Source organism: Cupriavidus sp. Agwp_2 (assembly GCF_040784895.1).
GTDB lineage: Bacteria > Pseudomonadota > Gammaproteobacteria > Burkholderiales > Burkholderiaceae > Cupriavidus.
Window position 1 is genome coordinate 2751401 of record NZ_CP088083.1, and the last position, 26298, is coordinate 2777698.

26 protein-coding genes and 1 tRNA gene are annotated in these 26298 nt (G+C 67.4%); 13 read left to right on the forward strand and 14 right to left on the reverse strand.

Annotation, left to right across the window (positions count from 1 at the left end; translation table 11 throughout):
* The first annotated feature begins 296 nt into the window (after positions 1 to 296).
* The 4 genes from LPA45_RS12895 to LPA45_RS12910 all read left to right on the forward strand — a co-directional run bounded on the left by LPA45_RS12895 (position 297) and on the right by LPA45_RS12910 (position 4837).
* Positions 297 to 1490: an MFS transporter gene (locus LPA45_RS12895; protein ID WP_317924922.1), complete on the forward strand. Its 1194-nt coding sequence runs from the start codon at positions 297 to 299 to the stop codon at positions 1488 to 1490.
* 161 nt (positions 1491 to 1651) lie between these two features.
* The gene (pdxH, locus tag LPA45_RS12900) at positions 1652 to 2290 is read left to right on the forward strand and encodes a pyridoxamine 5'-phosphate oxidase (protein WP_116320809.1); all 639 of its coding nucleotides are present in this window, start codon (positions 1652 to 1654) and stop codon (positions 2288 to 2290) included.
* Positions 2291 to 2500: 210 nt separating this feature from the next.
* A complete protein-coding gene (locus LPA45_RS12905) occupies positions 2501 to 3742 on the forward strand; it encodes a cyclopropane-fatty-acyl-phospholipid synthase family protein (RefSeq protein WP_116320808.1) in 1242 nt (413 codons plus the stop codon).
* Positions 3743 to 3769: 27 nt separating this feature from the next.
* Complete coding sequence (locus LPA45_RS12910) at positions 3770 to 4837, forward strand: DUF72 domain-containing protein (protein WP_317924944.1); 1068 nt, start codon at positions 3770 to 3772, stop codon at positions 4835 to 4837.
* 12 nt (positions 4838 to 4849) lie between these two features.
* On the opposite strand, the gene msrA is transcribed toward LPA45_RS12910, so the two are convergent.
* The 5 genes from msrA to LPA45_RS12935 all read right to left on the reverse strand — a co-directional run bounded on the left by msrA (position 4850) and on the right by LPA45_RS12935 (position 10292).
* Positions 4850 to 5392, reverse strand: coding sequence for a peptide-methionine (S)-S-oxide reductase MsrA (gene msrA / locus LPA45_RS12915; RefSeq protein WP_116320807.1), 543 nt, complete (start codon positions 5390 to 5392; stop codon positions 4850 to 4852).
* A 112-nt stretch (positions 5393 to 5504) separates the two neighbouring features.
* A complete protein-coding gene (locus LPA45_RS12920) occupies positions 5505 to 7076 on the reverse strand; it encodes a class I adenylate-forming enzyme family protein (RefSeq protein ID WP_317924925.1) in 1572 nt (523 codons plus the stop codon).
* Positions 7073 to 8326 (reverse strand): acyl-CoA dehydrogenase family protein, encoded by a 1254-nt coding sequence (locus LPA45_RS12925; protein ID WP_317924926.1) that lies wholly within the window; start codon positions 8324 to 8326, stop codon positions 7073 to 7075. The genes LPA45_RS12920 and LPA45_RS12925 overlap by 4 nt, the downstream gene beginning before the upstream one ends.
* A gap of 80 nt (positions 8327 to 8406) precedes the next feature.
* On the reverse strand, positions 8407 to 9225 hold the full coding sequence (locus LPA45_RS12930) for an alpha/beta fold hydrolase (RefSeq protein ID WP_317924927.1): 819 nt from the start codon (positions 9223 to 9225) through the stop codon (positions 8407 to 8409).
* The gene (locus LPA45_RS12935; protein WP_317924928.1) at positions 9222 to 10292 is read right to left on the reverse strand and encodes a peptidase M29; all 1071 of its coding nucleotides are present in this window, start codon (positions 10290 to 10292) and stop codon (positions 9222 to 9224) included. Before LPA45_RS12935 ends, LPA45_RS12930 begins: the two co-directional genes overlap by 4 nt.
* Positions 10293 to 10445: 153 nt before the next feature.
* Between LPA45_RS12935 and LPA45_RS12940 the strand changes: the two genes are divergently transcribed.
* Positions 10446 to 11006, forward strand: coding sequence for a flavin reductase family protein (locus LPA45_RS12940; RefSeq protein WP_317924929.1), 561 nt, complete (start codon positions 10446 to 10448; stop codon positions 11004 to 11006).
* A 17-nt stretch (positions 11007 to 11023) separates the two neighbouring features.
* The gene (locus LPA45_RS12945; protein ID WP_116320801.1) at positions 11024 to 11461 is read left to right on the forward strand and encodes a MarR family winged helix-turn-helix transcriptional regulator; all 438 of its coding nucleotides are present in this window, start codon (positions 11024 to 11026) and stop codon (positions 11459 to 11461) included.
* 19 nt (positions 11462 to 11480) lie between these two features.
* Here the strand turns inward: LPA45_RS12945 and LPA45_RS12950 are convergent, their stop codons facing one another.
* Positions 11481 to 11966, reverse strand: a complete 486-nt coding sequence (locus tag LPA45_RS12950; RefSeq protein ID WP_116320800.1) for an Lrp/AsnC family transcriptional regulator — start codon at positions 11964 to 11966, stop codon at positions 11481 to 11483.
* A gap of 149 nt (positions 11967 to 12115) precedes the next feature.
* Here LPA45_RS12950 and kynB point away from each other — a divergent pair, with 149 nt between their 5' ends.
* Genes kynB through kynA form a run of 3 tightly spaced genes read left to right on the forward strand, consistent with a single transcriptional unit; the run spans position 12116 to position 14980 of the window.
* The gene (gene kynB / locus LPA45_RS12955; RefSeq protein WP_317924932.1) at positions 12116 to 12766 is read left to right on the forward strand and encodes an arylformamidase; all 651 of its coding nucleotides are present in this window, start codon (positions 12116 to 12118) and stop codon (positions 12764 to 12766) included.
* Positions 12767 to 12801: 35 nt separating this feature from the next.
* Entirely contained in the window at positions 12802 to 14058 is a 1257-nt protein-coding gene (gene kynU, locus LPA45_RS12960; protein WP_317924933.1) for a kynureninase, read from the forward strand.
* A gap of 13 nt (positions 14059 to 14071) precedes the next feature.
* Complete coding sequence (kynA, locus tag LPA45_RS12965) at positions 14072 to 14980, forward strand: tryptophan 2,3-dioxygenase (protein ID WP_317924935.1); 909 nt, start codon at positions 14072 to 14074, stop codon at positions 14978 to 14980.
* An 89-nt stretch (positions 14981 to 15069) separates the two neighbouring features.
* On the opposite strand, the gene LPA45_RS12970 is transcribed toward kynA, so the two are convergent.
* Positions 15070 to 15879 (reverse strand): IclR family transcriptional regulator, encoded by an 810-nt coding sequence (locus LPA45_RS12970; RefSeq protein WP_317924936.1) that lies wholly within the window; start codon positions 15877 to 15879, stop codon positions 15070 to 15072.
* Between the two features lie 223 nt (positions 15880 to 16102).
* On the opposite strand from LPA45_RS12970, the gene LPA45_RS12975 reads away from it, so the two are divergent.
* Positions 16103 to 17296, forward strand: coding sequence for an acyl-CoA dehydrogenase (locus LPA45_RS12975; protein ID WP_116320795.1), 1194 nt, complete (start codon positions 16103 to 16105; stop codon positions 17294 to 17296).
* A gap of 169 nt (positions 17297 to 17465) precedes the next feature.
* Here LPA45_RS12975 and LPA45_RS12980 read toward each other — a convergent pair whose 3' ends face one another.
* Positions 17466 to 18107: a peroxiredoxin gene (locus tag LPA45_RS12980; RefSeq protein WP_317924938.1), complete on the reverse strand. Its 642-nt coding sequence runs from the start codon at positions 18105 to 18107 to the stop codon at positions 17466 to 17468.
* Positions 18108 to 18359: 252 nt separating this feature from the next.
* Between LPA45_RS12980 and LPA45_RS12985 the strand changes: the two genes are divergently transcribed.
* The 3 genes from LPA45_RS12985 (at position 18360) to LPA45_RS12995 (ending at position 19749) form a co-directional block, all read left to right on the forward strand.
* On the forward strand, positions 18360 to 18686 hold the full coding sequence (locus LPA45_RS12985; RefSeq protein WP_317924939.1) for a YqjD family protein: 327 nt from the start codon (positions 18360 to 18362) through the stop codon (positions 18684 to 18686).
* 173 nt (positions 18687 to 18859) lie between these two features.
* On the forward strand, positions 18860 to 19240 hold the full coding sequence (locus LPA45_RS12990; RefSeq protein ID WP_317924940.1) for a phage holin family protein: 381 nt from the start codon (positions 18860 to 18862) through the stop codon (positions 19238 to 19240).
* Positions 19237 to 19749 carry a DUF3318 domain-containing protein gene (locus LPA45_RS12995; RefSeq protein WP_317924941.1) on the forward strand — a complete coding sequence of 171 codons (513 nt, stop codon included), beginning with the start codon at positions 19237 to 19239 and terminating at the stop codon, positions 19747 to 19749. The genes LPA45_RS12990 and LPA45_RS12995 overlap by 4 nt, the downstream gene beginning before the upstream one ends.
* A gap of 16 nt (positions 19750 to 19765) precedes the next feature.
* Here LPA45_RS12995 and LPA45_RS13000 read toward each other — a convergent pair whose 3' ends face one another.
* The 6 genes from LPA45_RS13000 to pal form a co-directional block, all read right to left on the reverse strand.
* Positions 19766 to 22597 (reverse strand): EAL domain-containing protein, encoded by a 2832-nt coding sequence (locus LPA45_RS13000; RefSeq protein ID WP_367394579.1) that lies wholly within the window; start codon positions 22595 to 22597, stop codon positions 19766 to 19768.
* 282 nt (positions 22598 to 22879) lie between these two features.
* Positions 22880 to 22955, reverse strand: a tRNA-Lys gene (locus LPA45_RS13005).
* Positions 22956 to 23024: 69 nt separating this feature from the next.
* Complete coding sequence (locus LPA45_RS13010) at positions 23025 to 24140, reverse strand: YeeE/YedE family protein (protein WP_317923052.1); 1116 nt, start codon at positions 24138 to 24140, stop codon at positions 23025 to 23027.
* 45 nt (positions 24141 to 24185) lie between these two features.
* Positions 24186 to 24869 carry a 7-cyano-7-deazaguanine synthase QueC gene (queC, locus tag LPA45_RS13015; RefSeq protein ID WP_317923051.1) on the reverse strand — a complete coding sequence of 228 codons (684 nt, stop codon included), beginning with the start codon at positions 24867 to 24869 and terminating at the stop codon, positions 24186 to 24188.
* Between the two features lie 138 nt (positions 24870 to 25007).
* Positions 25008 to 25766: a tol-pal system protein YbgF gene (gene ybgF / locus LPA45_RS13020; protein ID WP_317923050.1), complete on the reverse strand. Its 759-nt coding sequence runs from the start codon at positions 25764 to 25766 to the stop codon at positions 25008 to 25010.
* An 18-nt stretch (positions 25767 to 25784) separates the two neighbouring features.
* On the reverse strand, positions 25785 to 26294 hold the full coding sequence (gene pal / locus LPA45_RS13025) for a peptidoglycan-associated lipoprotein Pal (protein ID WP_116320788.1): 510 nt from the start codon (positions 26292 to 26294) through the stop codon (positions 25785 to 25787).
* Between the last annotated feature and the right edge of the window lie 4 nt (positions 26295 to 26298).

Genomic DNA, 26298 nt, shown 5'->3' on the forward strand with positions numbered 1-26298 from the left:
CGCTGTTGCCACCCCGCGACATGTCTTCCATTGTCTGAAGCGAAATCGCAACACTTGCGCCCTCTGCGACATCCCGTCGCATATTGCCGTTGTAACGCGCCTACATGCGGCGCATAATTAAACGGCCATTTACAAGAAGTTTAAGCATGGCAAGCATCGGATGCGGTGCGGGCTCGCCCGTCCGTGTCCTTCGGAAGGCGCGGCTCCGGCCGCCCTTTGTTTCCGTTTGATGTCCGCCTCGGCACGGCCGCCGGCCGCCCACGAGCGCGGTCTCACGACGCCACTCGCCCGCCCCCATGTCGCTGCCGCACGCCGCCGTCCCGCCGATCACCTGGCTGATCGCGCTGACGGTGTGCAACCACGTGGCATTCAACGCCAGCCGCGTGGTGGTATCGCTGTTCGCCATTTCCCTGAAGGCTTCGACCGTCACGCTCGGCGTGCTGATGTCGCTGTATGCGCTGCTGCCCATGCTGCTGGCCATCCGTGCCGGCAAGCGCATCGACGAGATCGGCCCGCGCAAGCCGATGACCGCCGGCTCGCTGATGGTGGTTGCCGGCACGCTGTTGCCGGCGCTGTGGCATGAACTTGACGCACTGTATCTGTCGTGCGCGCTGATCGGCGTCGGCTTCATGCTGGTCCAGGTCGCGATGCAGCTATTGATCGGCCAGGTCTCGACCGACGAGACGCGGCTGCGCAACTACACCTGGCATGCGCTCGGGCTGTCGGTGTCGGGCACGCTGGGGCCGGTGGCGATGGGCTACATCATCGAGCATGCCGGCTTCCGCCCCGCCTTTGCCGTGCTGGTCGCGGTGGCGCTGGTCGGCCAGGCCGGCCTGCAGTGGGTCCGCCCGCGGCTGCCTGCGCAAGGCGGCAATGCCGGCCGCATCGCCATCGAGGACGGCAGCCGCCGTTCCACGCTCGACCTGCTGCAGTATCCCGAGCTGCGCGCCGTCTTTGTCGCCAGCGCGGTGCTGTCGGCGGCCTGGGACCTGCATGCCTTCCTGATCCCGATCCAGGGCTCGCGCATCGGCCTGTCGCCGTCGTCGATCGGCTGGGTGCTGGGCGCCTTTGCCATTGCCACCCTGATCATCCGCGTGGCGATGCCAGTGGTGTCGCGCCGCCTGTCGGAGTGGAAGATCATCCGCACCGCGCTGCTGGTGGGTGCGCTGGCCTACCTGGTCTACCCGTTCGTCACGCACTTCTGGCTGATGTGCGGGCTGGCCTTCGTACTCGGGCTGGCGCTGGGCAGCGCGCAGCCCAATGTCATGAACATCCTGCACACGGTATCGCCGCACGGGCGTGCCGGCGAGGCGCTGGGGCTGCGCTCGGCGGTGCTCAATACCAGCCAGGTGGTGTGGCCGCTCACCTTTGGCGTGGTCGGTACGGCACTCGGCATGCTGCCGATCTTCCTGTCGATGGCCGGCGCGATGGGCGCGGCGGGTTACTACTCGCGGCGCCAGGGCCGCCGCAGGGCGCTGCCGCCGGCCTGAACACGCGCCGTCAGTGGCAGTGGCCGCGGTGACGACGCCCGCACGCCTTGCCGGCGCGCAAATGCGCCCCCCGGCGCATTCGCTATACTCAAATCAGCCGGACCTGCGCCCCCGCCCCCGGGCACGCCGCGCATCCCGACCGATTCCTTGATGATTGCGACATGACTCAACTCGCCGACCTTCGCCGTACCTATGTCCTGGGCTCGCTGACCGAAACCGACGTGGCCCCCGACCCGATGAGCCAGTTCAAGCGCTGGTTCGACGAAGCGGTCACGGCCAAGCTGCCTGAACCCAATGCCATGACGCTGGCTACCGTCGGCGCCGATGGCCAGCCCTCCGCGCGTATCGTGCTGCTCAAGGGCATCGACGACCGCGGCTTCACCTTCTTCACCAACTACGAGAGCCGCAAGGGCCTGGACCTGGCGGCAAACCCCCGCGCCGCGCTGCTGTTCCACTGGGTACAGCTGGAGCGCCAGGTGCGCGTGGAAGGCATCGTCGAAAAAGTTGCCGAAGACGAGAGCGATGCCTATTTCGCCTCGCGCCCGCTGGGCTCGCGCGTGGGCGCGTGGGCTTCCGAACAAAGCCGCGAAGTGCCCGGCCGCGACGTGCTGGAGCAGCGCGAGCTGGAATACCGCAGCAAGTTCGGCGACAACCCGCCGCGCCCGCCGCACTGGGGCGGCTACCGCCTGGTACCGACCGCGCTGGAATTCTGGCAGGGGCGCCCGTCGCGCCTGCATGACCGCATCGTCTTCCGTGTCCAGCCGGGCGGTGCCTGGCAGATCGTGCGCCTGTCGCCCTGACGGCTGGCCACGGAGGTCCGAACGGGTCTGTCCCCGGGGCTTCCCGAGGGTGCGCTGCACTGCCTGCGGAATTCGACTAAAGTGGGACTGGCGTCGCTTGGTGATTTTTACCAAGCGCTCGCGGCGGACTCGGGTCAAGGCTCGGGGCAGTACCTGCCTTGTCCAGAGGATCGGTCGAGCGTGTGCCGCAACCATCGGGAGGTAGAGCGCATGTTTTTCAAGCAAGCCCTGGAAAAGCAACTCGACAACTGGATCGCCGACCTGCGTGACAATGCCAACCTGCCGGTCTGCTTGCGCCTGTGGAATGGCACCGAATATGCCCTTGGCCATTTCGACAAGCCGCAGGTCACGATGACCGTGCGCGAGGCCGCGGCACTGCCGCTGCTGCTGTCGCCAAGCCTGGACAACCTGGGCGAGGCTTACGTGCAGGGCAAGATCGACTTTGACGGCAGGCTGGCCGACATCATCAAGGTCGGCTACGGCCTGTCGTCGGCCGCCACACGGCGAGCCGGCGGTGCACTGGCCAAGGTGGCGCAGCACTTCTCGCACACCAAGCAGGAAGACCGGGAGTCGATCCAGTACCACTACGACGTCTCCAACGACTTCTACAAGCTCTGGCTAGATCCCGGCATGGTGTATTCGTGCGCCTATTTCGAGAACGGCGACGAGGACCTGGCCACCGCGCAGTTGAAGAAGATCGACCATATCCTGACCAAGATCCGGCTGCAGCCCGGGCAGACGCTGCTGGACATCGGCTGCGGCTGGGGCGCGCTGGTGCTGCGCGCCGCGCAGAAGTACGGCGCGCGCTGCGTGGGCATCACGCTGTCGCAGAACCAGTTCGACCTGGCCACCGAGCGCGTCAGGGCGGCAGGATTGTCCGAGCGCATCGAGATCCGGCTGCAGGATTACCGCGACACCAGCGGCACCTTCGACCGCATCACCAGCGTGGGCATGTTCGAGCACGTGGGCAAGGACAACCTGCCCGGGTACTTCCGCCGCATGTGCGAACTGCTGGCCGACGACGGCTACGCGATGAACCACGGCATCACCTCGCCCGATCCTGACAACGGCCAGACGCCGATGGACGGTGCCGAGTTCATGGGGCGCTACGTGTTCCCGCAGGGAGAACTGCCACACATCGGGCTGGTGCTGAAGACGCTGGAGCAAGGCGGCCTGGAAGCGTTCGACGTGGAACTGCTGCGCCGTCACTACGCGCAGACGCTGCGCCACTGGGCCGATAATTTCGAGGCGAATGGCGAAACCATCCGCGATATGGTCGGCGAGAAAAAGTACCGCATCTGGCGTGTCTACCTGGCCGGCTGCTCGCATGCATTCGAGACCGACAAGATGTCCATCTACCAGGTGGTCTGCCACAAGGCCAGGATGTCGGCGAGCACGGTGCCATGGTCGCGCCGCTATATTTATGAGCAGCCCATCGGGGGCAACGACTGAACGATACCGAACCGATTGACCGAAGACCTGACTGAAGACCTGTTTGGCGGGCTGCCGATTCCCGCCCCGCAGCAAGGCCCCGCCCCTTCCGGGGGCGCCGGCGCCAACCCTCCCGTCCCTCCCGGAAAGTCCGTCCGTGCCCAGGGCGTGCAGCCCGCGACCGTGGACGACGCACTGCGCGCGCTGTCGGCGCGCCTGCCCGCCAACCTCTGCTTCGGCACCTCGTCGTGGGCGTACCCCGGCTGGAACCACCTGGTCTATGGCGGCGAGTACGGCGACAGCGTGCTGTCGCGCAAGGGACTGGCCGCGTACTCGCGCCATCCGCTACTGCGCGCGGCGGGTATCGATCGCGGCTTCTACGGGCCGATCCCGCTGGCGGACTACCTGTCCTACGCGGCGCAGGTGCCTGACGGTTTCCGCTTCGTGGTCAAGGCGCCGGCCAGCGTCTGCGACGCCTGGCTGCGCGGCTCGGACGGCGCTGGCCGGCTCGCCAACGCGGCGTTCCTGGATGCGGAGATCGCGGTGCGCGACTTCATTGCTCCGGCGACCGCGGGCCTCGGCAGCAAGTGCGGGCCGCTGCTGTTCCAGCTGTCGCCGATGGGCAGCCTGGCGGACAGCGGCGTGTTCCTGGAGCGGCTCGACGCGTTCCTCGGCGCGCTGCCGCCGCTGGACCCGTCCATCACGCCGCATGCCTGCCATGCCGTCGAACTGCGCGACCCGGCGCTGCTGACGCCGCGCTATATCAAGCTGCTGCGCCGCCACGGCGTGCGCTTCTGCCTGTCGGCGCGCGACCGGCTGCCGCCGGTGCCGCGCCAGGCCGCCGCGCAGGCATTGATGGACGAAGACGGGCCGGGACCGCTGCTGCTGCGCTGGATGCTGCATGCGGGCCGGCCGTACGCGTATGCCGAGAAGCTGTACACGCCGTTCGACCGCATCGTCGACGACGATCCCGACACGCGCCACGCCATCGCCGACGTCGTGGCGCGCACCCTGCGCGCCGGCCAGCCCGCCATCGTTATTGTCAGCAACAATGCCGAGGGCTGCGCGCCAGCCAGCATCGTGCGACTGGCCGAGGCCATCGCCGCGCGGCTCTGAGCCGCGCCGCGTCTACACCCGCAGCTTGGCGGCGAACTGCTTGCGGAACTTGGCCAGCTTGGGCGAGATCACGAAGGCGCAGTAGCCCTGGCTCGGGTGGTCCTGGAAGTAGTTCTGGTGGCCCTCTTCCGCCCGCCAGTACGGCTGCTCGGGCTCGACCTGGGTCACGATCGGGGCATCGAATACCTTGGCCGCGTCCAGCTCGCGCATCACGTACTCGGCGACGGCGCGCTGCGCTTCCGAATGCGTGAAGATCACCGAGCGGTACTGCGGCCCGACGTCGTTGCCCTGCCGGTCCGGCGTGGTCGGATCGTGGATGGCAAAGAAGATCTCGACGATTTCGCGGAAAGTGATCACGGACGGGTCGAAGGTGACTCGCACCACTTCGGCGTGGCCGGTAGCGCCTTCGCACACCTGCTGGTAGGTCGGGTGATCCACATGGCCGCCGGTATAGCCCGACTCCACCGCGACCACGCCCTTGACCTGCTGGTAGACCGCCTCCAGGCACCAGAAGCATCCGCCGCCCAGCGTGGCCGTATCAACTTTTTGTTCCATGTGCGCCGCTCCCTTGGCTGGTATGTGTATGTCTTGGTTGTCCGGTGTCACGGACCTCAAGCATAAGCGCAGACGGGCGCGCGCGCATCGGCCATGCGGCTGGCCTGCCAGATCAGCCAGTCCGGCGTTGCGACTCCAGCAGCGCCCGCAGCTGCGGCTTCATCACCTTGCCCAGCGCGCTGCGTGGCAGGTCATCCAGCAGCACCACCTCGCGCGGGAGCTTGAAGCGGGCGATGCGGGCGGCCAGCGCCGCGCGCACCGACGCCGGCGCCAGCGGCGCGCGGTCGGCGCCCGGCGCCGGCACGATGACCGCCACCGGCACCTCGCCCCAGCGCGCGTCGGCCACGCCCACCACCGCGCATTCCTGCACGCCGGGCAGGCCGAGCAGCACGTTTTCGATCTCGGCCGGGTAGATGTTCTCGCCGCCGGAAATGATCATGTCCTTGCTGCGGCCGACCACTTCGATGCAGCCGTCGGCATCGCGGTGGGCCAGGTCGCCGGAGTGGAACCAGCCGCCGGGCAGGCCATCGCCGGGCTGGTTCCCGCCGGGCTGGTTCCCGCCGGGCTGGTTCCAGTACCCGGCCATGACGTTGGCGCCGCGCACCCACACTTCGCCGACCTCGCCCTGCGCTACCTCGGCGCCGCCGGGGCCGGCCAGCCGCACGGTCACCTCCGGCACCGGCCAGCCGGCATAGCCGGGCCGCGCCATGGCATGTTCCAGCTTCAGCACGGCCGACACCGGTCCGGTCTCGGTCGCGCCATAGACCTGTCCGAGCGGCACGCCACGCGCGTGGAACGCGTCGATATACGACCGCGGGATCGTCGACGAACCGGCCATCACACCGCGCAGCGGCGACAGGTCGGCGTCGCCCCAGCCGGGATGCTCCAGCACCGCACGCAGCGTGGCCGGCACCATCAGCGACAGGCTTGGGCGCGATTGCGCGACCGACGCCAGCCACGCGTCGGGCGCGAAGCGGTCATGCAGCGTCACCTGCGCACCGGCCAGCAGCGCCGGCAGCGTCTGGATGCACAGGCCGCCGACATGAAAGGTCGGCAGCACCGACAGCACGTGGTCGTCCTGCGTCATGCCGTGCGCCCACCAGCTGGCGCGGGCATTGGCCAGCAGGCCGGCCTGCGTATGCACCGCCCCCTTGGGCCTGCCGGTGGTGCCCGAGGTGTAGGCCAGCAGCAGCGGCGCGTCGCCGGCAACATGCGGGAAGCTGGCAACGAGCGGCGCCGGGTGATCGATGATGCGTTCCAGATGCGCCAGCCGGCACTGGCGGTCACCGGCCTCCGGCGCCAGCGTGGCATGCGCGTCATCGTGGAACAGCAGCGCCAGCTGCGCATGCCCGGCAATGGCGTGCAGCTCGGCGGCGGCGAGCCGGTAGTTCAGCGGCACGAACATCGCCCCGACCCGCGCGCAGGCGAACAGCAGCACCAGCTGCAATTCATGGTTCAGGCACAGCGTGCCGACGCGGTCGCCGGGGCGGATGCCCCATGTCGCCGCGAGGTGGGCGCTGGCGCGCTCCACGCGGCGCCACAGCTTGCCGTAGCTGAAGGTGCGGCCGAGGTAATGCAGCGCGGGCCGCTGCGGCGCCGCGTCGGCGTGCGCCCACAGCATGGCCGGCAGCGCGCCGAGTCCGGCGGCACCGGGACGCGAGGAGCCAGGACGGGCGCCGCTCATTCGTCGCGCTCGCCGGATTCGTACAGCGTTTCGCGGCCCATGCGGTCCAGGATCAGTTCCGCGGTCCATGGCAGCATCAGCGCGCCGCAGCGCGAATCGCGGTACAGGCGCTCCAGCGGCAGGTCCTTCAGCATCGACTGCCCGCCGCAGGTGCGGATCGCCAGCCGCGCGATATCGTTGGCGCCTTCCATCACGGTATAGTGCGCGGCGTACAGGCGCAGGCGCTCGTCCTTGGAAGGGTTCGGTTTCGCTTCATGGATCACGCGCCAGAAGATCGAGCGCATGGTCTCGAGCTGGATGCGCATCTGCGCCACCGCGATCTGCTTGGTCGGATACATGCGGCGCTTGACCGGCGGCTGGCCCGGCACCTCGCCGCGCAGGTACTGCACCGTGAAGTCGTAGGCGGCCTGCGCCACGCCCAGGTAGGTCGGCGACAGCGTGAAGAACATCGCCGGCCAGGTCTGCGCGGCGCGGTAGTAGACCCCGCGCGGCATCAGCTGCTCCTGGTCGGGCACGAACACATCCTTCAGCAGCAGCGTGCGCGAGACCGTGCCGCGCATGCCCATCGGGTCCCATTCGCCGGTGACGGTGAGGCCCTCGGCCTTGCCTGGCACGGCGATATAGAGGGTATCGCGCATGTCGGGATGCTGGTCGCCGCGGTCCTCGGTGCAGAGGATGCCGTAATAGTCCGCCGCGCCCGACAGCGAGGCAAAGATCTTGCGGCCGTTCAGCACCCAGCCGCCTTCGACCTTGCGCGCGGTGGTGCCGAACGGCGCCTTGCCGGCCGCCGCTGCCGAGCCTTCCGAGAACGGCTGCGCGTAGACCGCGCCGTCGCGCACCACGCGCCCGAAATGCAGCGCGCGGCGGGCTTCGTGCTCGGCGCGCTGTTCGGGCGTCATCTCGATGCCATCGGACAGCGTGCCGGTCCACATGGTCGAGCAGATATGCATGTTGTACGTCAGCGCCGTGGCGCCGCAGAAGCGGCCGATCTCGGCACCCACCATGCAATAGGTGGCAAAGTCCGCGCCCTCGCCGCCGAACGCTTCCGGCACGCACAGCGCCAGCAGGCCGGCTTCGCGCAGGTCGTCGTAGTTGGCAAAGGGGAAGCTGGCCTCGCGGTCCCAGGTGGCCGCGCGCTCGGCAAAGCGATCACGGCCCAGGCGGTTGGCCAGCGCCAGCAGGCGCGCCTGGCGCGGGGTGAAATCCGCCGTACCGACGGCAGGAATGAAGTCGAGCTGGCCGGATGGCATGTCGCGGTCTCCTTGGCGCCGGTCGATGTGAAGCGGCGCCTTTGTTCTGGTTTTCTGGTACTGGTGGACCGGCGCGCGTTTCAGCGCGCCGGGAAATGCCGCTGGAGGAAATCGAGGACGGGGGCGTTGAAGGCCGCCGGCCGCTCCATGCAGGCCAGGTGGCCGACATCGGGCAGGCAGAGGTACTCGGCACCGGGGATGCGCTGCGCCATGCGCTGCATCACTTCCGGCGCGGCGTTGGTGTCGTGCTGGCCGGCCAGCGCCAGCACCGGCACGGCGATGTCCGGCAGCGCGTCGCGCTGGTTGAAGCGCACCAGCGCGCCCAGCGCGGCGCGATAGGTCGGCGCGGGCACGGCGGCCATCACGGCGGTGGCGAAGACCACGGCGGGAGCATCGGCATCCGGCGCGACCATCGTGCGCACCAGCCCCGCCGCCATCTCGGCCATGGCCTTGCCGGCATCCAGCGGCGCGGTACGCGCGGCGATGAACTCGCGCTGCCACGGCCCGTCGCCCTTGCCAAAGGCAGGAGAGGTGCCGGACAGCACCATGCCGTCGATCAGTGCCGGCGTGGCGGCGTACGCCTGCTGCGCCACCATGCCACCCATGCTGTGGCCGAGCAGTACCACGCGCCGGCCGGCATCGCGCTCGGCCTGCAGCAGCGGCGCCAGCGCGCGGGCCAGGCCGTCGAAGTCATAGGGGTCGATCATGGCACTGCCGCCATAGCCGGGCATGTCCCATGCCAACGCGCGGTAGCCCGCCTGCGCCAGCGCTTCGCCCTGCGCCGGCCACGCGGCCTTGCCGCCGCCGATGCCGTGCAGCATCACCACCGCGACCGGGCCGTCGCCCCATTCCAGCGTGGCGATGCCGTTGGCGTGCTTGCGGAGGTTGGGGGCGCTCATGCCTGCACCTCCACCAGCTGGCCTGCCTCCACTTCATGGCGGCCGTCGAGCGAGACCGTACAGTTGCGCAACGGCAAGTCGAAATGGCCCAGCGTATGGCGGCCGGCGACCTCGTTGGCGCCCGTGGAAAACAGGAAGTTTCCGCCGAACGCGCGCAGCTCGGTGCCGTTGCAGTCGCGCTTGTCGTAGAAGGCCAGCGCGTCCCAGCGCGCCATCCGGTTCAGGCCCCAGCCCACGTGCGAAACCGCATACGCGTCGCGCGTGCCTTCGCGGTCGGCCCACGCCTGGTAGTAGCCGCGCATCATGTCGGCGTCGACGCCCTGCCCTTCGACGGCGACGATGTAGTCGTCCTCGATATGGCAGACCACGGTGTCGCGCAGGTAAGTCTTGAAGGTCAGGTTGACGTCGCCCGGCGCCAGCACCAGCGTGCCGTTGACCTGGCGGCTGGCCGGGAACGCCAGGCACAGGCCGCCCGGCCAGTGCGAGACCTGCCCCGGCTTGTTGCAGAAGCCCCAGACGCCGCCCACGCGCGCGTCGGCCAGACCAATGCGCAGTTCGGTGCCGGCGGCGGAATGCACGCGCATTTCCTTCGCGCCGCGCAGGCGCTTCATGGCGGCGCGAACCGTGCCTTCCAGCGCCGGGTCGGGCTGGCAGCGTTCCAGGATCTCGGGGTGTTCGTTGCTGACCATCAGCATGCGCGGCACCACGCCGTCGGCGCCGCGCAGGATCAACGGCAGCTCGGGCGCGTGCAGCAGGCCTTCGACCGTGCAGTCGAGCACCAGGTGGCAGCGCGACAGCGCCGCGACGACCGGGGCAAGGTTCTGCAGCGCATCGCTGGCGCCGGTCGAGCGCACCGGCGCCGGCGCGCTGAGTGCCGGCGTCGGCACCTGGATCCGGACCGGCGTGGCGCCCAGCGACTGCACCGCCAGCTCGGCCAAGGCCACGTTGACAGGGCGGGATTGCGACTCCGTTACAATTCCAACGACTTCCGCGCCCTGCAGGGCACAGAGTTCCAGGGTTCGCCGGAATGCCGCCAGCCAGCGGTGTTCGATCTGCTCGATGAGCATGACTTGTCTCCTGCTTGTTATCGTGGCGGCATCAGCCGCGTTATTTTTATGCGCCGGCCGTCCCTTTTAGCAGGGCGGCCCGTCAGCGGACTTGGTTGCTGTCCCTGGCGGGAATAATATATATGAAATTTCATGAACTCCAGTGGAGCCCCCATGGGCATGCCTGAAGCCCAGCCACGGATCGCCAACGCCGCCGCCGCGCCAGACTTCGATGTGCAGCACTTCCGCCGCACGCTCTCGCAATTCGCGACCGGCGTCACGGTGATCACCACGCGCGCCAGCGCCGAAATGGTTGCGGCCGGCGCGCCGCCGTTCATCGGCATCACGGCCAGTTCGTTCAATTCGGTTTCGCTGGACCCGCCGCTGGTGCTGTGGAGCATGGGCACCCGCACCAACAGCCTGCCGATGTTCCGCGACGGCACCCACTACATCATCAATGTGCTGTCGGCGTCGCAAATGGACCTGTGCCAGCGCTTCGCCACCCTGAAGGGCGACCGCTTCGCTGGCGTGGACTATCGGCTGTCGGCCACCGGCCTGCCGATCCTGACCAACGCCCTTGCCTGGTTCGAATGCCATAACCGCAGCCGCTACGACGAGGGCGACCATGTGATCTTCGTCGGCGAGGTGGAGCGCTGCGGCGTGCTCGAAGGCCCGGACGGCCCGCTGGTGTTCCAGAGCGGCCAGTTCTCCACCACCACCCCGCTCGAGCCCTGAGCGGCCGCGGCTCCATGATGTCGGACCAGCCTTTCGTCGATGGCTACCTGGCCTACCTGCTGGCCCGCGCGAGCCACCTGATTTCCGGCGAATTCCACCGCGAGGTCGAAGCCCGCGGCCTGTCGGTGCCGGAATGGCGCGTGCTGGCGACGCTGGCCGACCGCGCCGACTGCACCATCGGCGCGCTGGCCGAGATCACGCTGACCAAGCAGCCCACGCTGACCAAGCTGGTCGACCGCATGGCGGCCGAGGGGCTGGTCAAGCGCACCGCCGGCACCACCGACCGCCGCCATGCGCTGATCTCGATCACGCCGCACGGGCTGGCGCTGGCGCGGCCGTTGCTGGAGCGCGCCGCGCAGCATGAGCGCGCGGTGCTGAATGACTTCGGGCCCGAGCAAGGGGCCCAGCTCAAGGAAACGCTGCGGCAGCTGATCGCGCTGCACACACAGCGTTAAGGCCGCTGCCGGCGCAGCATCAGCCTCCCTCCGCACCCGACTTCAGGATCGCCAGCGGCGAGCTGTCGGTCTTGATCCGCTGCAGCACGATGTTCGAGCGGATATCCATCACGCCCTTGGTGCGGTACAGCCGGTTCACGATGAAGTCCGAGTAGTGCTTCAGGTTGCGCGCCTGCACGCGCAAGATGTAGTTGCTGTCGCCGGTGATGATGTACGCCGACAGCACTTCGGGCCAGGCCTGCACCGCGGCGATAAAGGTGTCGTGCCAGCCTTCCACGTCATGGCGCATCGACACCTGCACGATCGCCTCCAGTTCCAGCCCAAGCTGCTCGGCGTCAAACCAGGCGCGGTAGCCGCCGATCACCCCTGACTCCTCCAGCAGCCGCACGCGCCGCAGGCATGCCGAAGGCGACAGCGCCACCCGGTCGGCCAGGTCCTGGTTGCTGATGCGGCCGTTCTCCTGCAGGCAGCTAAGGATGCGTAAATCGACGGGATCAAGGGTCATTCGAATTTCCTGCGATGATTTTTACGATCTTCGAATTTTATGCGAAAGATGGGGTGTATGACGGCCCATTTCGCAAGCCTCTTCCCGGGGAATTTGTCTAATATGCCGACATCGAGGCAGACAAAAGACGGCACCGCCGCCCCATTCCAATGACCGCCCCCAGACAAGACCCGCGCCGGCTGTGGGACATCAGCCCGCCGCTGTCCCCGGCCACCCCGGTGTGGCCCGGCGACACCCCCTTCCAGCAAGCGCCCGCGTGGCAGATGGACGAACACTGCCCGGTGAATGTCGGCCGCATCACGCTGTCGCCGCACACCGGGGCCCACGCCGACGCGCCGCTGCACTACGCGGCCGATGGCGCGCCGATCGGCGACGTGCCGCTGGCGCCGTACCTCGGCACCTGCCGCGTGATCCACTGCATCGGTGCATCGCCTGTGGTGGAACCGCGCCATGTCGAACACGCCCTGCGGGACCTGCCGCCGCGCGTGCTGCTGCGCACGTACCAGCACGCGCCGCTGGCGCATTGGGACCCCGCTTTCTGTGCCGTCGCCGCTGACACCATCGCGCTGCTTGCGTCGCACGGCGTGCAGCTGGTCGGCATCGACACCCCTTCGCTCGATCCGCAGGAATCCAAGACCATGGACGCGCACAACGCCGTGCGCCGCCATGGACTGGCGATCCTGGAAGGCATCGTGCTGGATGACGTCGCCGAAGGCGACTACGAACTGATCGCGCTGCCGCTGCGCTTTGCCGGGCTCGATGCCAGCCCGGTGCGCGCCGTGCTGCGCAGCCTGGACTGAACAACCCAAAGATTCACGCATACCACCATCAAGACATGACGACCATTGACCGCGAGCATTGTCTACAGCTCGACCAGCAAGACCCGCTGCGCCCCCTGCGCGACCAGTTCGCCCTGCCCGAGGGTGTGATCTATCTCGACGGCAACTCGCTCGGCGCCCGCCCGCGCGCCGCCGCCGCCCGCGCCGCCCAGGTAGTGGCCGAGGAATGGGGCGATGGCCTGATCCGCAGCTGGAACACCGCCGGCTGGTTCGAACTGCCGCAGCGGCTGGGCAACAAGCTGGCCCCGCTGGTCGGCGCCGGCGAAAACGAAGTGGTGGTGACCGACACCACCTCGATCAACCTGTTCAAGGTGCTGGCCGCCGCGCTGCGTGTGCAGCAGACGCGCGATCCGGCGCGCAAAGTGATCGTGTCCGAGGCCAGCAACTTCCCGACCGATCTCTATATCGCCCAGGGCCTGGCCGACCTGTTGCAGCAGGGCTATTCGCTGCGCCTGGTCAACTCGCCGGCCGAGATCGACGCCGCCGTAGGCGCCGACACCGCCGTACTGATGCTGACCCACGTCAATTACCAGAGCGGCGAGATGCTCGACATGGCCGGGCTGACCGAGCTGGCCCACGCCCGCGGCGCGCTGACGGTATGGGACCTGTGCCACTCCGCCGGCGCGGTGCCGGTCGACCTGAAGGCTGCCGGCGCCGACTACGCCATCGGCTGCACCTACAAGTACCTGAACGGCGGCCCGGGCTCGCCCGCCTTCGTCTGGGTCGCGCCGGCGCTGCGCGACGCGTTCTGGCAGCCGCTGTCGGGCTGGTGGGGCCATGCCGCGCCGTTCGCGATGGAGCCGCAATACCGCCCGGTCGACGGCGTGCGCCGCTTCCTGTGCGGCACCCAGCCGGTGACTTCGCTGGCGATGGTGGAATGCGGGCTGGATATCTTCGCCCAGACCAATATGCGCGTGCTGCGCGCCAAGTCACTGCTGCTGACCGACTTGTTTATTGAACTGGTGGAGGTACGCTGCGGCCAGCACCCGCTGACGCTGGTCACGCCGCGCGAGCACGCACGCCGTGGCAGCCAGGTCAGCCTTGCGCATCCGGAAGGCTATGCACTGGTCCAGGCGCTGATCGAGCGCGGCGTCATCGGCGACTACCGCGAGCCGCGCATCGCCCGCTTCGGCTTTACGCCGCTGTACACCAGCTTCACGGAAGTGTGGGATGCGGTGGAAATCCTGCGCGATGTACTGGACAGCGGCGCGTATCGCGACGCGCGCTTCCAGGTGCGCGGCCAGGTGACCTGATCGGGAGCGCATCATGAGTGATTTCAAGGGATGCCCTTTCTCGGGCGCGGCGGCTTCAACGCAACCGGCGGCGCAACCAGCAGCGCAAACGGCGGCGCAAGGCGATGGCTGGCATGGCGCGCAGATGGATTTCGCCAGGGACATGAGCTATGGCGACTATCTCGGCCTGGACCAGATCCTGAGCGCACAGCACCCGCTGTCGCCGGACCACAACGAGATGCTGTTTATCGTGCAGCACCAGACCACCGAGCTGTGGATGAAGCTGATGCTGCACGAGTTGCGGGCCGCGCGCGAATCGGTCAAGACCGATAGTTTGCCGCCGGCGTTCAAGATGCTGACGCGCGTGTCGCGCATCATGGACCAGCTGGTGCAGGCCTGGAATGTACTGGCGACAATGACGCCGCCGGAGTACTCGGCGATGCGGCCTTACCTCGGGATGTCGTCTGGCTTCCAGTCGTACCAGTATCGTGAGATCGAATTCATTCTCGGCAACAAGAATGCGGCGATGCTGAAGCCGCATGCGCATCGGGCTGAGCATCTGGCGCTGGTGGAGACGTCGTTAAAGACGCCGTCGCTGTATGACGAAGCGATCCGGCTGATGGCGCGGCGTGGGTTTGCTATCGATGCGGAATGCGTCGAGCGCGACTGGACGCAGCCTACTGCCTACAATGCTTCGGTTGAAGCGGCATGGCTGCAGGTTTATCGCAATCCTTCCGCACACTGGGAACTGTATGAGCTGGGGGAAAAGTTCGTCGACCTGGAGGATGCCTTCCGGCAATGGCGGTTCCGGCATGTGACGACGGTTGAACGCGTGATCGGGTTCAAGCGTGGCACGGGCGGCACCGAGGGCGTCAGCTATTTGCGCAGGATGCTGGATGTGGTGTTGTTCCCTGAGCTCTGGAAGCTGAGGACGGATCTTTGATCCTTGCTGCCGCACTCCGACTGCGGCGGCGGCTGCCGGGCATCTGTCAGATGCCCGGCCGCAAGGCAGAAGCACCAGGCGCAAGCCAGCTAGACCCCATCCGACAACCTGCCTGCCAGCGCCACCAGCGCCGGCGCCAGCGTTTGATGGAAAACCTCTTCCTCCACCGCCCCATATGAAGCGCTGCAACTCAGCAGATGCAGATCCTTCTCCCCAACGGGCCTGAACGCCACCGCGCAAGCATGGATAGCGGGATGCCAATCCCGGAATGAGGATGCATACCCCCGCTGCTGCGCATCCGCCAACGCCACCCGCGTCGGCCCTTCCTGCTGCTTCCACTGCTCCGGAAACGCCTGGCTGAATTCAGCCAGTACCCGATCCCGCCGCGCCGGCGGCAGAGCCGCCAGATACGCCCGTCCCATCGAACTGGACACCAGCGACAGCCGCGATCCCACCCCCAGCCCCAGCATCACGCCAGCGTCGTTACGGATCGACTCGAGATAAATCACCTCCATCCGCTCACGCTTGCCCAGCGACACCGACACGCCGTACGACTGCGCGAACGCCAGCATATGCGGCCGCGCCAGCGCCACCACGTCGGATGCCGACAGGTATGCATACCCCAGCGCCAGCACACCCGCATCGAGCGCGTACTTGCCCAGGCTGTCGTCATAGCGCAGGTAACCCAACTGCACCAGCGTGCCGGCCAGGCGGCTGACCGTGGCCTTGGGAAACCCCGTGCGGCGTACGAAATCCTGGTTGCCAAGCATCGCTTCGCCGGTACGGAAGCAGCGCAACAGCTCCAGCCCGCGCGCCAGCGCGGTGACGAAATTGGGATCGCTCTCACGTACCGGTGTGTCCGGTGTCGGGGCGTCGTTCGAAAGTGACGGACTGTTCAAGATGTGCTCCTCTCTGGCCGGCGGTTGTCCGCTCATCGCACAAGGCATCGGTGGCTCGGGGTTTTGCCTGTTGCATGGCAAAGCCATTGCGATATACTAATTCAACGGAACACAGTTCCGCAATGCGGAACCAAAAAATCCTCCGCCAACGATCATCGAACCACACTCCGGAAGCACCCGCGCAAGACGCCCCGCTTCCGCCGCGCCACCGAAGGAGACCTGCATGGCTGCCAACGCCGAATTCCACTGGGCCGATCCCCTGCTGCTCGACCAGCAACTCACCGCCGACGAACGCGCCGTGCGTGACGCCTCCGCGGCGTACTGCCAGGACAAGCTGATGCCGCGCGTGCTCCAGTCCTTCCGCAACGAAAAGACCGACATCGAGATCTTCCGCGAGATGGGCGAACTCGGCCTGCTCGGCCCGACCATCCCCGAGCAGTACGGCGGCCCCGGCCTGAACTACGTCAGCTACGGCCTGATCGCCCGCGAAGTCGAGCGCGTCGATTCGGGCTACCGCTCGATGATGAGCGTGCAGTCGTCGCTGGTGATGGTGCCGATCTATGAGTTCGGCACCGAGGAACAGAAGCAGAAGTACCTGCCCAAGCTGGCCACCGGCGAGTGGATCGGCTGCTTCGGCCTGACCGAACCGAATCACGGCTCCGATCCGGGTTCGATGGTCACCCGCGCCAAGAAGGTCGACGGCGGCTACGAGCTGACCGGCGCCAAGATGTGGATCACCAACTCGCCGATCGCCGATGTGTTCGTGGTGTGGGCCAAGCTGGCAGGCGAAGACGGCAAGGAAGACATCCGCGGCTTCATCCTGGAAAAGGGCTGGAAGGGCCTGAGCGCCCCGGCCATCCACGGCAAGGTCGGCCTGCGTACGTCGATCACCGGCGAAATCGTGCTCGATCAGGTCTTCGTGCCGGAAGAGAACATCATGCCGGGCGTGAAGGGCCTGAAGGGCCCGTTCACCTGCCTGAACTCGGCCCGCTACGGCATCGCCTGGGGCGCGCTGGGCGCCGCTGAGTTCTGCTGGCACACCGCGCGCCAGTACACGCTGGACCGCAAGCAATTCGGCCGTCCGCTGGCCGCGACGCAGCTGGTGCAGAAGAAGCTGGCCGACATGCAGACCGAGATCACGCTGGGCCTGCAAGGCTGCCTGCGCCTGGGCCGCATGAAGGACGAAGGCACCGCCGCGGTGGAAATCACCTCGATCATGAAGCGCAACTCGTGCGGCAAGTCGCTCGACATCGCCCGCGTGGCGCGCGACATGCTGGGCGGCAACGGCATCTCGGACGAGTTCGGCGTGATCCGCCACGTGGTGAACCTGGAAGTGGTCAACACCTATGAAGGCACGCACGACATCCACGCGCTGATCCTGGGCCGCGCCCAGACCGGCCTCCAGGCGTTCTTCTGAGGCATCCGGAACCAGGCCCTTACGGACAGGACCTCCTGAAATGAAAAAAGCCCGGCTGCGAAGCCGGGCCAAGCACACTACCAAGGAGACGACGAGGCTGCCCCCGTCGATAAAACACCTGTTCTGGACGCCGGCCCCGCACCATGCGGGGCCGCGTTCATTTGTGGGGTTACGCTTTGTTGGGTTGCGGCGTCAGCCGCAGGTACGGCCGCACCGCCGTATAGCCCTTCGGGAATTTCTCACGGATCACGGCCTCGTCCTTCAGCGAGGGCACGATCACCACGTCGTCGCCGTCCTGCCAGTTGCCAGGCGTGGCCACGCTATGGTTGTCGGTCAGCTGCAGCGAGTCGATGACGCGCAGGATCTCGTTGAAATTGCGCCCCGTGCTGGCCGGGTAGGTGATGATCAGGCGCACCTTCTTCTTCGGGTCGATGACGAACAGCGAGCGCACCGTCAGGGTCTCGTTGGCGTTCGGGTGGATCATGTCGTACAGCTGCGACACCTTGCGGTCGCCGTCGGCCAGGATCGGGAAATTGACCGTGGTCGACTGGGTCTCGTTGATGTCGCGGATCCAGCCGTGGTGCGATTCCACGCCGTCGACTGACAGCGCGATCGCCTTGACGCCGCGGCGCGCAAACTCGTCCTTCAGCTTTGCCGTGAGGCCCAGTTCGGTCGTGCACACCGGCGTGTAGTCGGCCGGGTGCGAGAACAGCACGCCCCAGCCCTCGCCGAGCCACTCGTGGAAGCGGATGTGGCCTTCGCTCGAGTCCTGCTCGAAGTCCGGGGCGATATCGCCGAGACGCAATGCCATGTTCAGATCTCCTGATTTCGAAGTGGAACCAGAGTATCCCGATTGATATCCAACCCAAACGAATATAAAGTCACTACAAAATCACTCGTAGTCATATAGACATTTTCTGACAGTCTTTTCGCGCGCTTTCGGGCATGCTGGCAATGGCCTCGCCGATACCGGCGTTGACGCGCGTGGCCTTGAAACCACCGTCGCCCGCCACATATGCTAAGTATCAGACAGACAATTGCCGTTAGCCTCGGAGCGTAGAAAATGTCAGAATCCGCACAAACCGAACCAACCGCCCGCAAACAGGAGAAACTGATGAGCGATGTCAAGACCGTACTGTCCGACGCCGAAGAGCTGCTGAAGCAAGCAGCTTCGACCACCGGCGAAAAAGCCGCCGAACTGCGCGAACGCGGCATGGGTCTGCTCAAGCAAGCCAAAGAAAAGGCCCAGGACCTGCAAGATGCCGTCGTGACCAAGAGCAAGGCGGCCGCTCGCGCCACCGACGACTACGTGCATGACCACCCCTGGCGCGCCGTAAGCGTGGCGGCCGGCGTGGGCCTGCTGGTCGGTCTTCTGCTGAACCGCAAGTAAGCGGCTGAAGTCCCGGTGCGGCGCCAGGTGCCGCACCATAGCGGCAACCCGGGCGAGGCGCGGGTTGCCAGAGGCCCGGGGGCCCGCACTGCGGCGCCCGGCCCCGTCCGCAGAAAGGCACGCGCGGCTTGCGCCGGCGTGCCGCTTTCACGCCGGAGCCGCCGAGCGAATCCATGAGCGAATCCACCCCCTCTCCCAAATTGCTGGAATCCGTGCGCAACCTCTTCCACTCGGTGGTTGCCATGGTCCAGACCCGCCTGGAGCTTGCCAGCGTCGAATTCGCCGAGGAGCGCACGCGCCTGATGAAGGTCGCACTGCTGGCCTGCTTCGGGCTGGTGTTCTTCGGCATCGCACTGGTCACCTTCACCGCGCTCGTCGCGATCCTGTTCTGGAACAGCTACGGCTGGCAGGCGCTGGGCGTGCTGGTGGTCGTCTACCTGCTGCTGTGCGTCGCCTGCCTGGCGTACGCCCGCAACCTGGTGCGCAACGCCCCGCCGATGTTCGAGGCCACGCTCGCCGAAATCGACAAAGACCGGGAGATCCTGCGCCGATGACCACCCTGGAACCCGAAGAAGGCGCGAACGAGCGCAACCGCCGCGAGCAGACGCGGCCCGTCCGCTTCACGCAGGAAGTCCGGTTGCCGCTCGACGTGCGCAAGGAGCTGCTGCTCACGCGCGCGGCGCTGGAACGCCACGACTGCCTGCAGGCGCTGCACCAGGTGCGCGGCGGCGCACGCCGGCTGGGCAGCGTCGCCAGCTGGCTGCCGCGCATCGCGCGGCCCGGCTCATGGATGAAGGTTGCCGGCGTGACCAAGGACTATCCGCTGCTGAGCACCGCGGTGACGCTGGCCTTGCCCTTGCTCCGGCGCACGCCGGTGCTGCGTTGGACCTGGAAGCTGTCCAAGGTCGGCCTGGCGGCTGGCGCGGCGTACTGGGTCTACAACACCTGGCGCGATGCCAAACGGCAGGCAATCCCTCCCGCCACCGCGCCGGAAACCACGACGTCCCCCACGCCGGGCGCGGCTCCGGCCGACAGCGGCTTCCGCGACCCGCTCGTTCCCTGAGTCTCGCGTTTGCGCCCTAGCCCGTCCGCGCCGCCGCGGACGGCACCATCGCGGCCAGCCCGCACGGGGCGAACGGCTGCGGCGGGCCGATATGAAAGCCCTGCACCAGGTCGATACCCAGTTCGCGCAGCCGCTCCAGCATGGCCTCGCTCTCGACGAATTCGGCGATGGTCTTCTTGCCCATGGCATGTCCGATGCGCTGGATCACCTCCACCATCACCAGGTTCACCGGGTCGGCCAGCATGTCGCGCACGAAGCTGCCGTCGATCTTCAGATACGCCGCCGGCAAGTGCTTCAGGTACGTGAACGACGACATGCCGGCGCCAAAGTCGTCCAGCGCGAAACTGCAGCCAAGCTGCTGCAGCTGCTGGATGAATGATCCCGCCTGAGCAAGGTTGGCGATCGCCGCCGTCTCCGTGATTTCGAAGCAGATGCCGTCCAGCGCGATGCCGGCGCGCTGGGCCTGCTCGCGCACGAACTCAGGGAAGTGGATGTCCCCCAGCGACGAGCCCGACAGGTTGATGGCACAGGTGGCGATCTCCCCCTGGCGGCCCGCCAGCGCGTGGAAGGCGGTTTCGACCACCCAGCGGTCGATCATCGGCATCAGGTTGTAGCGCTCGCACGCCGGGACGAACGCCATCGGCGGCACCAGCCGGCCGCGCTCGTCGAGCATGCGCAGCAACAGTTCGATATGGCGACCGCCTGGCCGCGCCGCGGCGTCCGGCTGCGCCGGCACGATCTCCTGCGCGAACAGGCAGAAGCGCCCGGCCGCCAGCGCGGCGTGCACGCGGCTGACCCATTCCATCTCGCCGTGCCGCGCCTGCACGACGCCGTCCTTTGGGTGGTAGACCTGCACGCGGTTGCGCCCGCCCTCCTTGGCCACATAGCAGGCAGCATCGGCCGCGCTGAGCGCTTCGGCGACGCTGCCGGTCTGGGCGTCCAGCGAAATCAGGCCGATGCTCACGCCCAGCGTGAAGGTGCGCTGCCGGTGCGCGAAGCGGAAGCACGCAATGGCGTGGCGCAGCGCCTCGGCCACGCGCTCGCCGTCGCTGGTGGAGCAATGCTCGAGCAGCACGCCGAACTCGTCGCCGCCCAGGCGCGCCAGCGTATCGTTGCGGCGCAGCTGGCTGCGCATGACCTCGGCCATCTGGCGGATCAGCTCGTCGCCGGCGGCATGGCCGCAAGTATCGTTGACCACCTTGAACTGGTCGAGGTCCAGGTACATCAGCGCATGGCGGACACCCTGCGCATGCGCTCGCGTGATCGCGGCACCGACGCGGCGCTCGAACTCGGCGCGGTTGACCAGGCCGGTGAGGCCGTCGTGGCTGGCCTCGTACGCCAGCCGCGCGGCATGCGCGCGTTCCTGGCTGATATCGTGCAGGACCACCACCACGCCGATCGCCTGCGCCACGCGGTCGCGGATCAGCGCCACCGAGGGCTTGACCGCCAGCGCCTGACCGGGCTGTCCCGACCCGGCGCGCTGCACCAGCTGTGCCGACTGGCTGCGCCAGCGCCGCCTGAGCGCGAGCGTGACGATATCGGGCAGCGGCGCCAGGCTGTCTTCGTCGCGCAGCACGCACACCTTGCCCAGCGGCTGCCCGAGGGCATCGGCTTCGCGCCAGCCAGTCAGCGCCTCGGCAGCGGGATTGAGCGACTGCACGCGGCCCCAGACATCGGTAGTCACCACCGCATCGCCGATCGCTTGCAGCGTGACCTGGGCACGCTCCTTCTCGGCGAACAGCTGCGCCTCGTAGCGCTTGTTGTCCGAGATATCCGTCAGCGAGCCCGCCATGCGCGAGTGCTGCCGCGCGGCGGCACGTACCAGCCGGCCGCGCGCGCGCACCCACAGGTAATCGCCGTCGCGCTTGCGCAGCCTGAACTCGGCGTCATAGGGCTCGCCGCCGCGCAGGTGCCGCGCCAACTTGGCCTCGAAGGCTTCGAGGTCCGACGGATGCAGCAGGCCGAGCACGGTCTCGCGCGCATGCGGCAGCTCGCTTGCGCCATAGCCCAGCATCTGCGCGCATCGCGCGGAAAAATACAGTTCGCCGCTGCCAAGATGCCAGTCCCACAGGCCATCGTTGCTGCCCTCCACCGCCAGCTGCAACTGCTCCTCGCGCTGGGACAGCGCCTCGCGCAGCCGGCGCTCGCGCCGCAGCGGACCGTGCGACAGCAGGATCGCCGACATCAGCAGCAGCGTCGCCACCACCGCGCTGCCGGTGGTCAGCAGCCGCGTCACCCGGCGCGAGGCCTGTCCGAGGTGTCCCGAAAACTCGCGTTCCAGCGGGGTCAGCCGGGCATCGATCTGCGCGATCCGGCGCAGCACGGGCGCCACGCAATCATCGTCGCAGCCGGGTCGATCGACCAGCCGTCGCAGTGCCAGCGCCTGCTCGTGCAGCGCGGCGATTTCTGCATCGCCGGCAGCCCAAACGCGGATCGCGGCATCAACCTCGTGGATATGACGGAAATTGCGGTATAGCCGGACCATCCGCGGGATGTCTTCCGGGTGGTTGCCGCCGGCCAGCAGCCCTTCGCGCACGCGCTCAAGGTCCGGCTCGTCCCGGTCGAGTTCCAGCCGGGCGCGCTGGTCGCCCAGCGGGATGGCAATGGCGGCGCGATAGGAAGCGAAGTCTTCGGGGTTGCGGTCCTCGCCGTAGCGCAGCAGGTGCAGCACCGCGTTCTTCTGGCTCCTGGACCACTGGCTCTCGCCCGCGACGAATGCGCGCGCGGCCGACAACAGGTCCAGGCTGGCGATGCTGAACAACGCCAGCGCGACCACCACCGGAACGAACGGCCAGATGATGCGCAGCACATGCCCGCTGGCCGGTAACGATTCACCCGCTTGCCGCATATGGAATCCTGCCGGGTGCTTTCCCGGCTTAGTGCATTCTGTGTCTCCCCCGCCGCCCCCCATGGCAGGGCGGCATTTCATTGTCCTGTGTGCAAGACAACAAGTCTCTAACTCGATCTGGTTAATACGCCGCTTTGCCGGCCGGATTGCGGCCCCTTGGCGCACCTTGCATGCGTGCGTGAGTCTTCGCGCTGAGGCCGCGTTACCACCACTGAGGGGAATGCCAGCGCCGTAAACGACAAAGGCCTGCGCAATGCGCAGGCCTTTGTGTACTTCGAATGCTGGTGGGTCGTGCGTGACTCGAACACGCGACCAACGGATTAAAAGTCCGCTGCTCTACCGACTGAGCTAACGACCCGAAAAAACAGAACCGCGATTATAGTGACACACTTCTCGAACTGTCAAGAGCGCGCCGCGCGGGCGGTGTTCACATCATGCGTTCCAGCCGCCACATCTGGTAGCGGAACGCCAGCACCGCACCCGCCAGGATGCCGGCCAGCGCGATAAAGGAGCCGATCGCCAGCGTCGAGACGCCCGACAACCCCTGCCCCACCGTGCAGCCCAGCGCGGTCACCCCGCCCGCGCCCATCAGGATGCCGCCGACCATGTGGTTGGCCACGTCCTCGGCATTACCGAAACCTTCCCAGCGGAACGTGCGCGTCGCCAGCGCATAGACCGCCGCGCCGGCGATCACGCCGAACACGCTTACGATGCCGATGGTCAGCACCTTGCTCTTGTCGCTGAACATCATCAGCCAGTCGAGCGTATAGGCGTAAGGCGCGACGAAGCTCAGGCTTTCCATGCGACCGGAGTTGGTCGACACAAACAACTCTTCAAGAGTATTCGGATCCTCGGCAACGTAGCCCAGGTGGCCCGACACGTACCACATCGCCACGATGATCAGACCGACGCCGATGCCGCCGAGCAGGTTGTCGAACGAGCGGAAGCCGCGGCCCGCCAGCGCCCACACCACCAGCACGCCCCCCAGCAGCAGCCCTAGGCCAAGCTGCAGCGCGCCGCGCGCCATGCCCGTGCCCTGCGCCAGCACCGACGGCAGGTCCTGCGTGGTCGGCAGCGTGACCGTCACCGCGTCGACGGTATTGACGCGCACCACGCCGAACAGGCCACGCAGCGTCATGTAGGCCGACAGCCCCAGGAACACGAACACCACCAGCGACTTCAGGTTGCCCGCGCCGATGCGCACCAGCGTCTTGCTGCCGCATCCCGACGCCAGCACCATGCCGAAGCCGAACATCAGCCCGCCCGCCAGCGCCGACAGCCAGCCCAGCTTGCTGGCGGTATAGATGGTCTTGGTCGGATCGACGGCGCCGGCCCACGCCAGCACGCCGGTGCCGATCATGGCCACGCCGATCGCCAGGCCCCACATGCGCGCGCGGCTCCAGTCGCCCATGTTGACCACGTCGGACACTGCGCCCATCGTGCAGAAGTGCGTGCGCTGCAGCACCGCGCCGAACAGGAAGGTCAGGACGAACGTGCTCAGCAGCACGGTGCGCGAGAGCGCGGCAAGGTCGATATCAGGCATGTCGTTGGGAGGGGACGGCTTCTGGCGGCGGTCGGTTCGGAATATTCAGGCGGCGCCCTGGTAGCGGGTCGGGTCGGGCACGCCGGCGGCCTCGAAGCCGGCGCGGCGGATGCGGCAGGAGTCGCACACGCCGCAGGCGCGGCCGTCGTCGTCGGCCTGGTAGCACGACACCGTCAGGCTGTAGTCGACGCCCAGGGCGATGCCGGCACGGATGATCTCGGCCTTGGTCATGTCGATGATGGGCGCGTGCACGCTGAAGCGGTCGCCCTCGACGCCCGCCTTGGTGGCGAGGTTGGCCAGCGTTTCATAGGCGGCGACGTATTCCGGGCGGCAATCGGGGTAGCCCGAGTAGTCCACGGCGTTGGCGCCGAAGAACAGGTCGCGCCCGCCCACGGCCTCGGCCCAGCCGAGCGCCAGCGACAGCATGATGGTGTTGCGCGCCGGCACATAGGTGACGGGAATGCCGTCGGTGGCGCCGTCGGTCGGCACTTCCAGCGCGTCATCGGTCAGCGCCGAGCCGCCGAAGCGGCGCAGGTCGAGGTCGACGATCTCGTGACGGGTGGCGCCCAGCGCCGCGGCCACGCGCCTGGCAGCCTCCAGTTCGGAGGAATGGCGTTGGCCATAGCGCATCGACAGCGCATAGGTCTCGAAACCCTGGGCGCGGGCCATGGCAAGTACGGTGGCGGAGTCGAGTCCGCCGGAAAGCAGGACGATGGCGCGTTTGGTCATGGTGCGGGCAGCGCACCGGGGGCGGCGCGCAAGAATCGTTCAGGCGAATCGCATATTCTAGCGCGACAAACGAAAAAGGCCCGCCAAAGCGAACCTTGGCGGGCCTTGCAGCAGCGGGCGGCGCGCCGCCGCCGACGCTTACTTCAGCGTCTTGAGGCGGTTGCTCGCCGCCTGCGCGCCTTCGGTGCCAGGATACTTGGCCACCACCTGCTCCAGCGTCTTGCGCGCGGCCGCCTTCTGGCCGGACTCGAGCTGGTTGTTGGCAATGGCGATCATCGCGTCCGGCACCTTGGGGTGCGTCGGGTTGGCGTTGACCATGGTCTGCAGCACCGAGGTGGACCCCTTGTAGTCGCGCTGCGCATACAGCGAGTTGCCGAGCCAGTATTGCGCCAGCGGCACGTACGGGCTCTGCGGGTACTTCTTGACGAACGCCGAGAACGAAGTCCCGGCACTCTTGAAGTCGCCCGCCTGGAACTGCTTGAGCGCGGCGTCGTATTCGGGCTTCTCGCCCGGCTGCGACAGGCCTTCGCGGCCATCGACCGTGACCTGCTGCGGCTCGAATTTCTTCAGGCGCGCATCGAGGTCGGCGTAGTAGTCCTTCTGCTGCTTCTGCAGCGTGTCCACCGTGTTCTGCAGCACTTCGTTCTGGCCGCGCAGCCGCGCCACTTCCTGGCGCATGCCTTCGAGCTGGTTCTGCATGTCGAGTATGGTGCGGCTGTTCTGCTCGATGCGCTGGGTGGCGGTCGCCTGGAAACCATTGAACTGGTCGCGCAGGCCGATGACCGCCTTGCGGGCCTCGTCATCGTCGAACACACCGGCATGCACCTGCGCGAGCGGGAGCATGCCGCCGCCGGCGACAGCGGCAAGCCACAACAGGGTGGAAACGCGTGCTTTCATGGAGGGTCAGTCCGCAGATCAGTAGTTGATGTCCGCGCGGCGGTTTTCCGCCCACGAGGCTTCATCGTGGCCGGCGGCCTTCGGCTTTTCCTTGCCCAGGCTCACGGCTTCCATCTGGCCGTCGGCCACGCCCATCGTGGCCAGCGAACGGCGCACGGCTTCGGCGCGCTTCTGGCCCAGCGCCAGGTTGTACTCGCTGGTGCCACGCTCGTCGGTGTTGCCCTGGATCAGGATCTTGCGGCCCTTGTTGGTGCCGAGGTACTTGGCGTGCTCGGTCAGCATGCCCTGGTAGTCGGACTTGACGGAGTAGCTGTCGAAGTCAAAGTACACGCTGCGCTTGGCCAGCGGGCTGTTCGGGTCGTTCAGCGGATCGGCGGCGGTCACCGGGGTCACGGCGCGCGGGTCCGCACCGGTGCCGGCCTTGCCGGCGCCGGCGTTGGCAGTGTCGTCCAGCTTGACGCCGGAGCTGCAGGCACCCAGGGCCAGCAGAGCGGCGACGGCAAGGGTTTTGCTCATCAGTTGGGGCATGTTG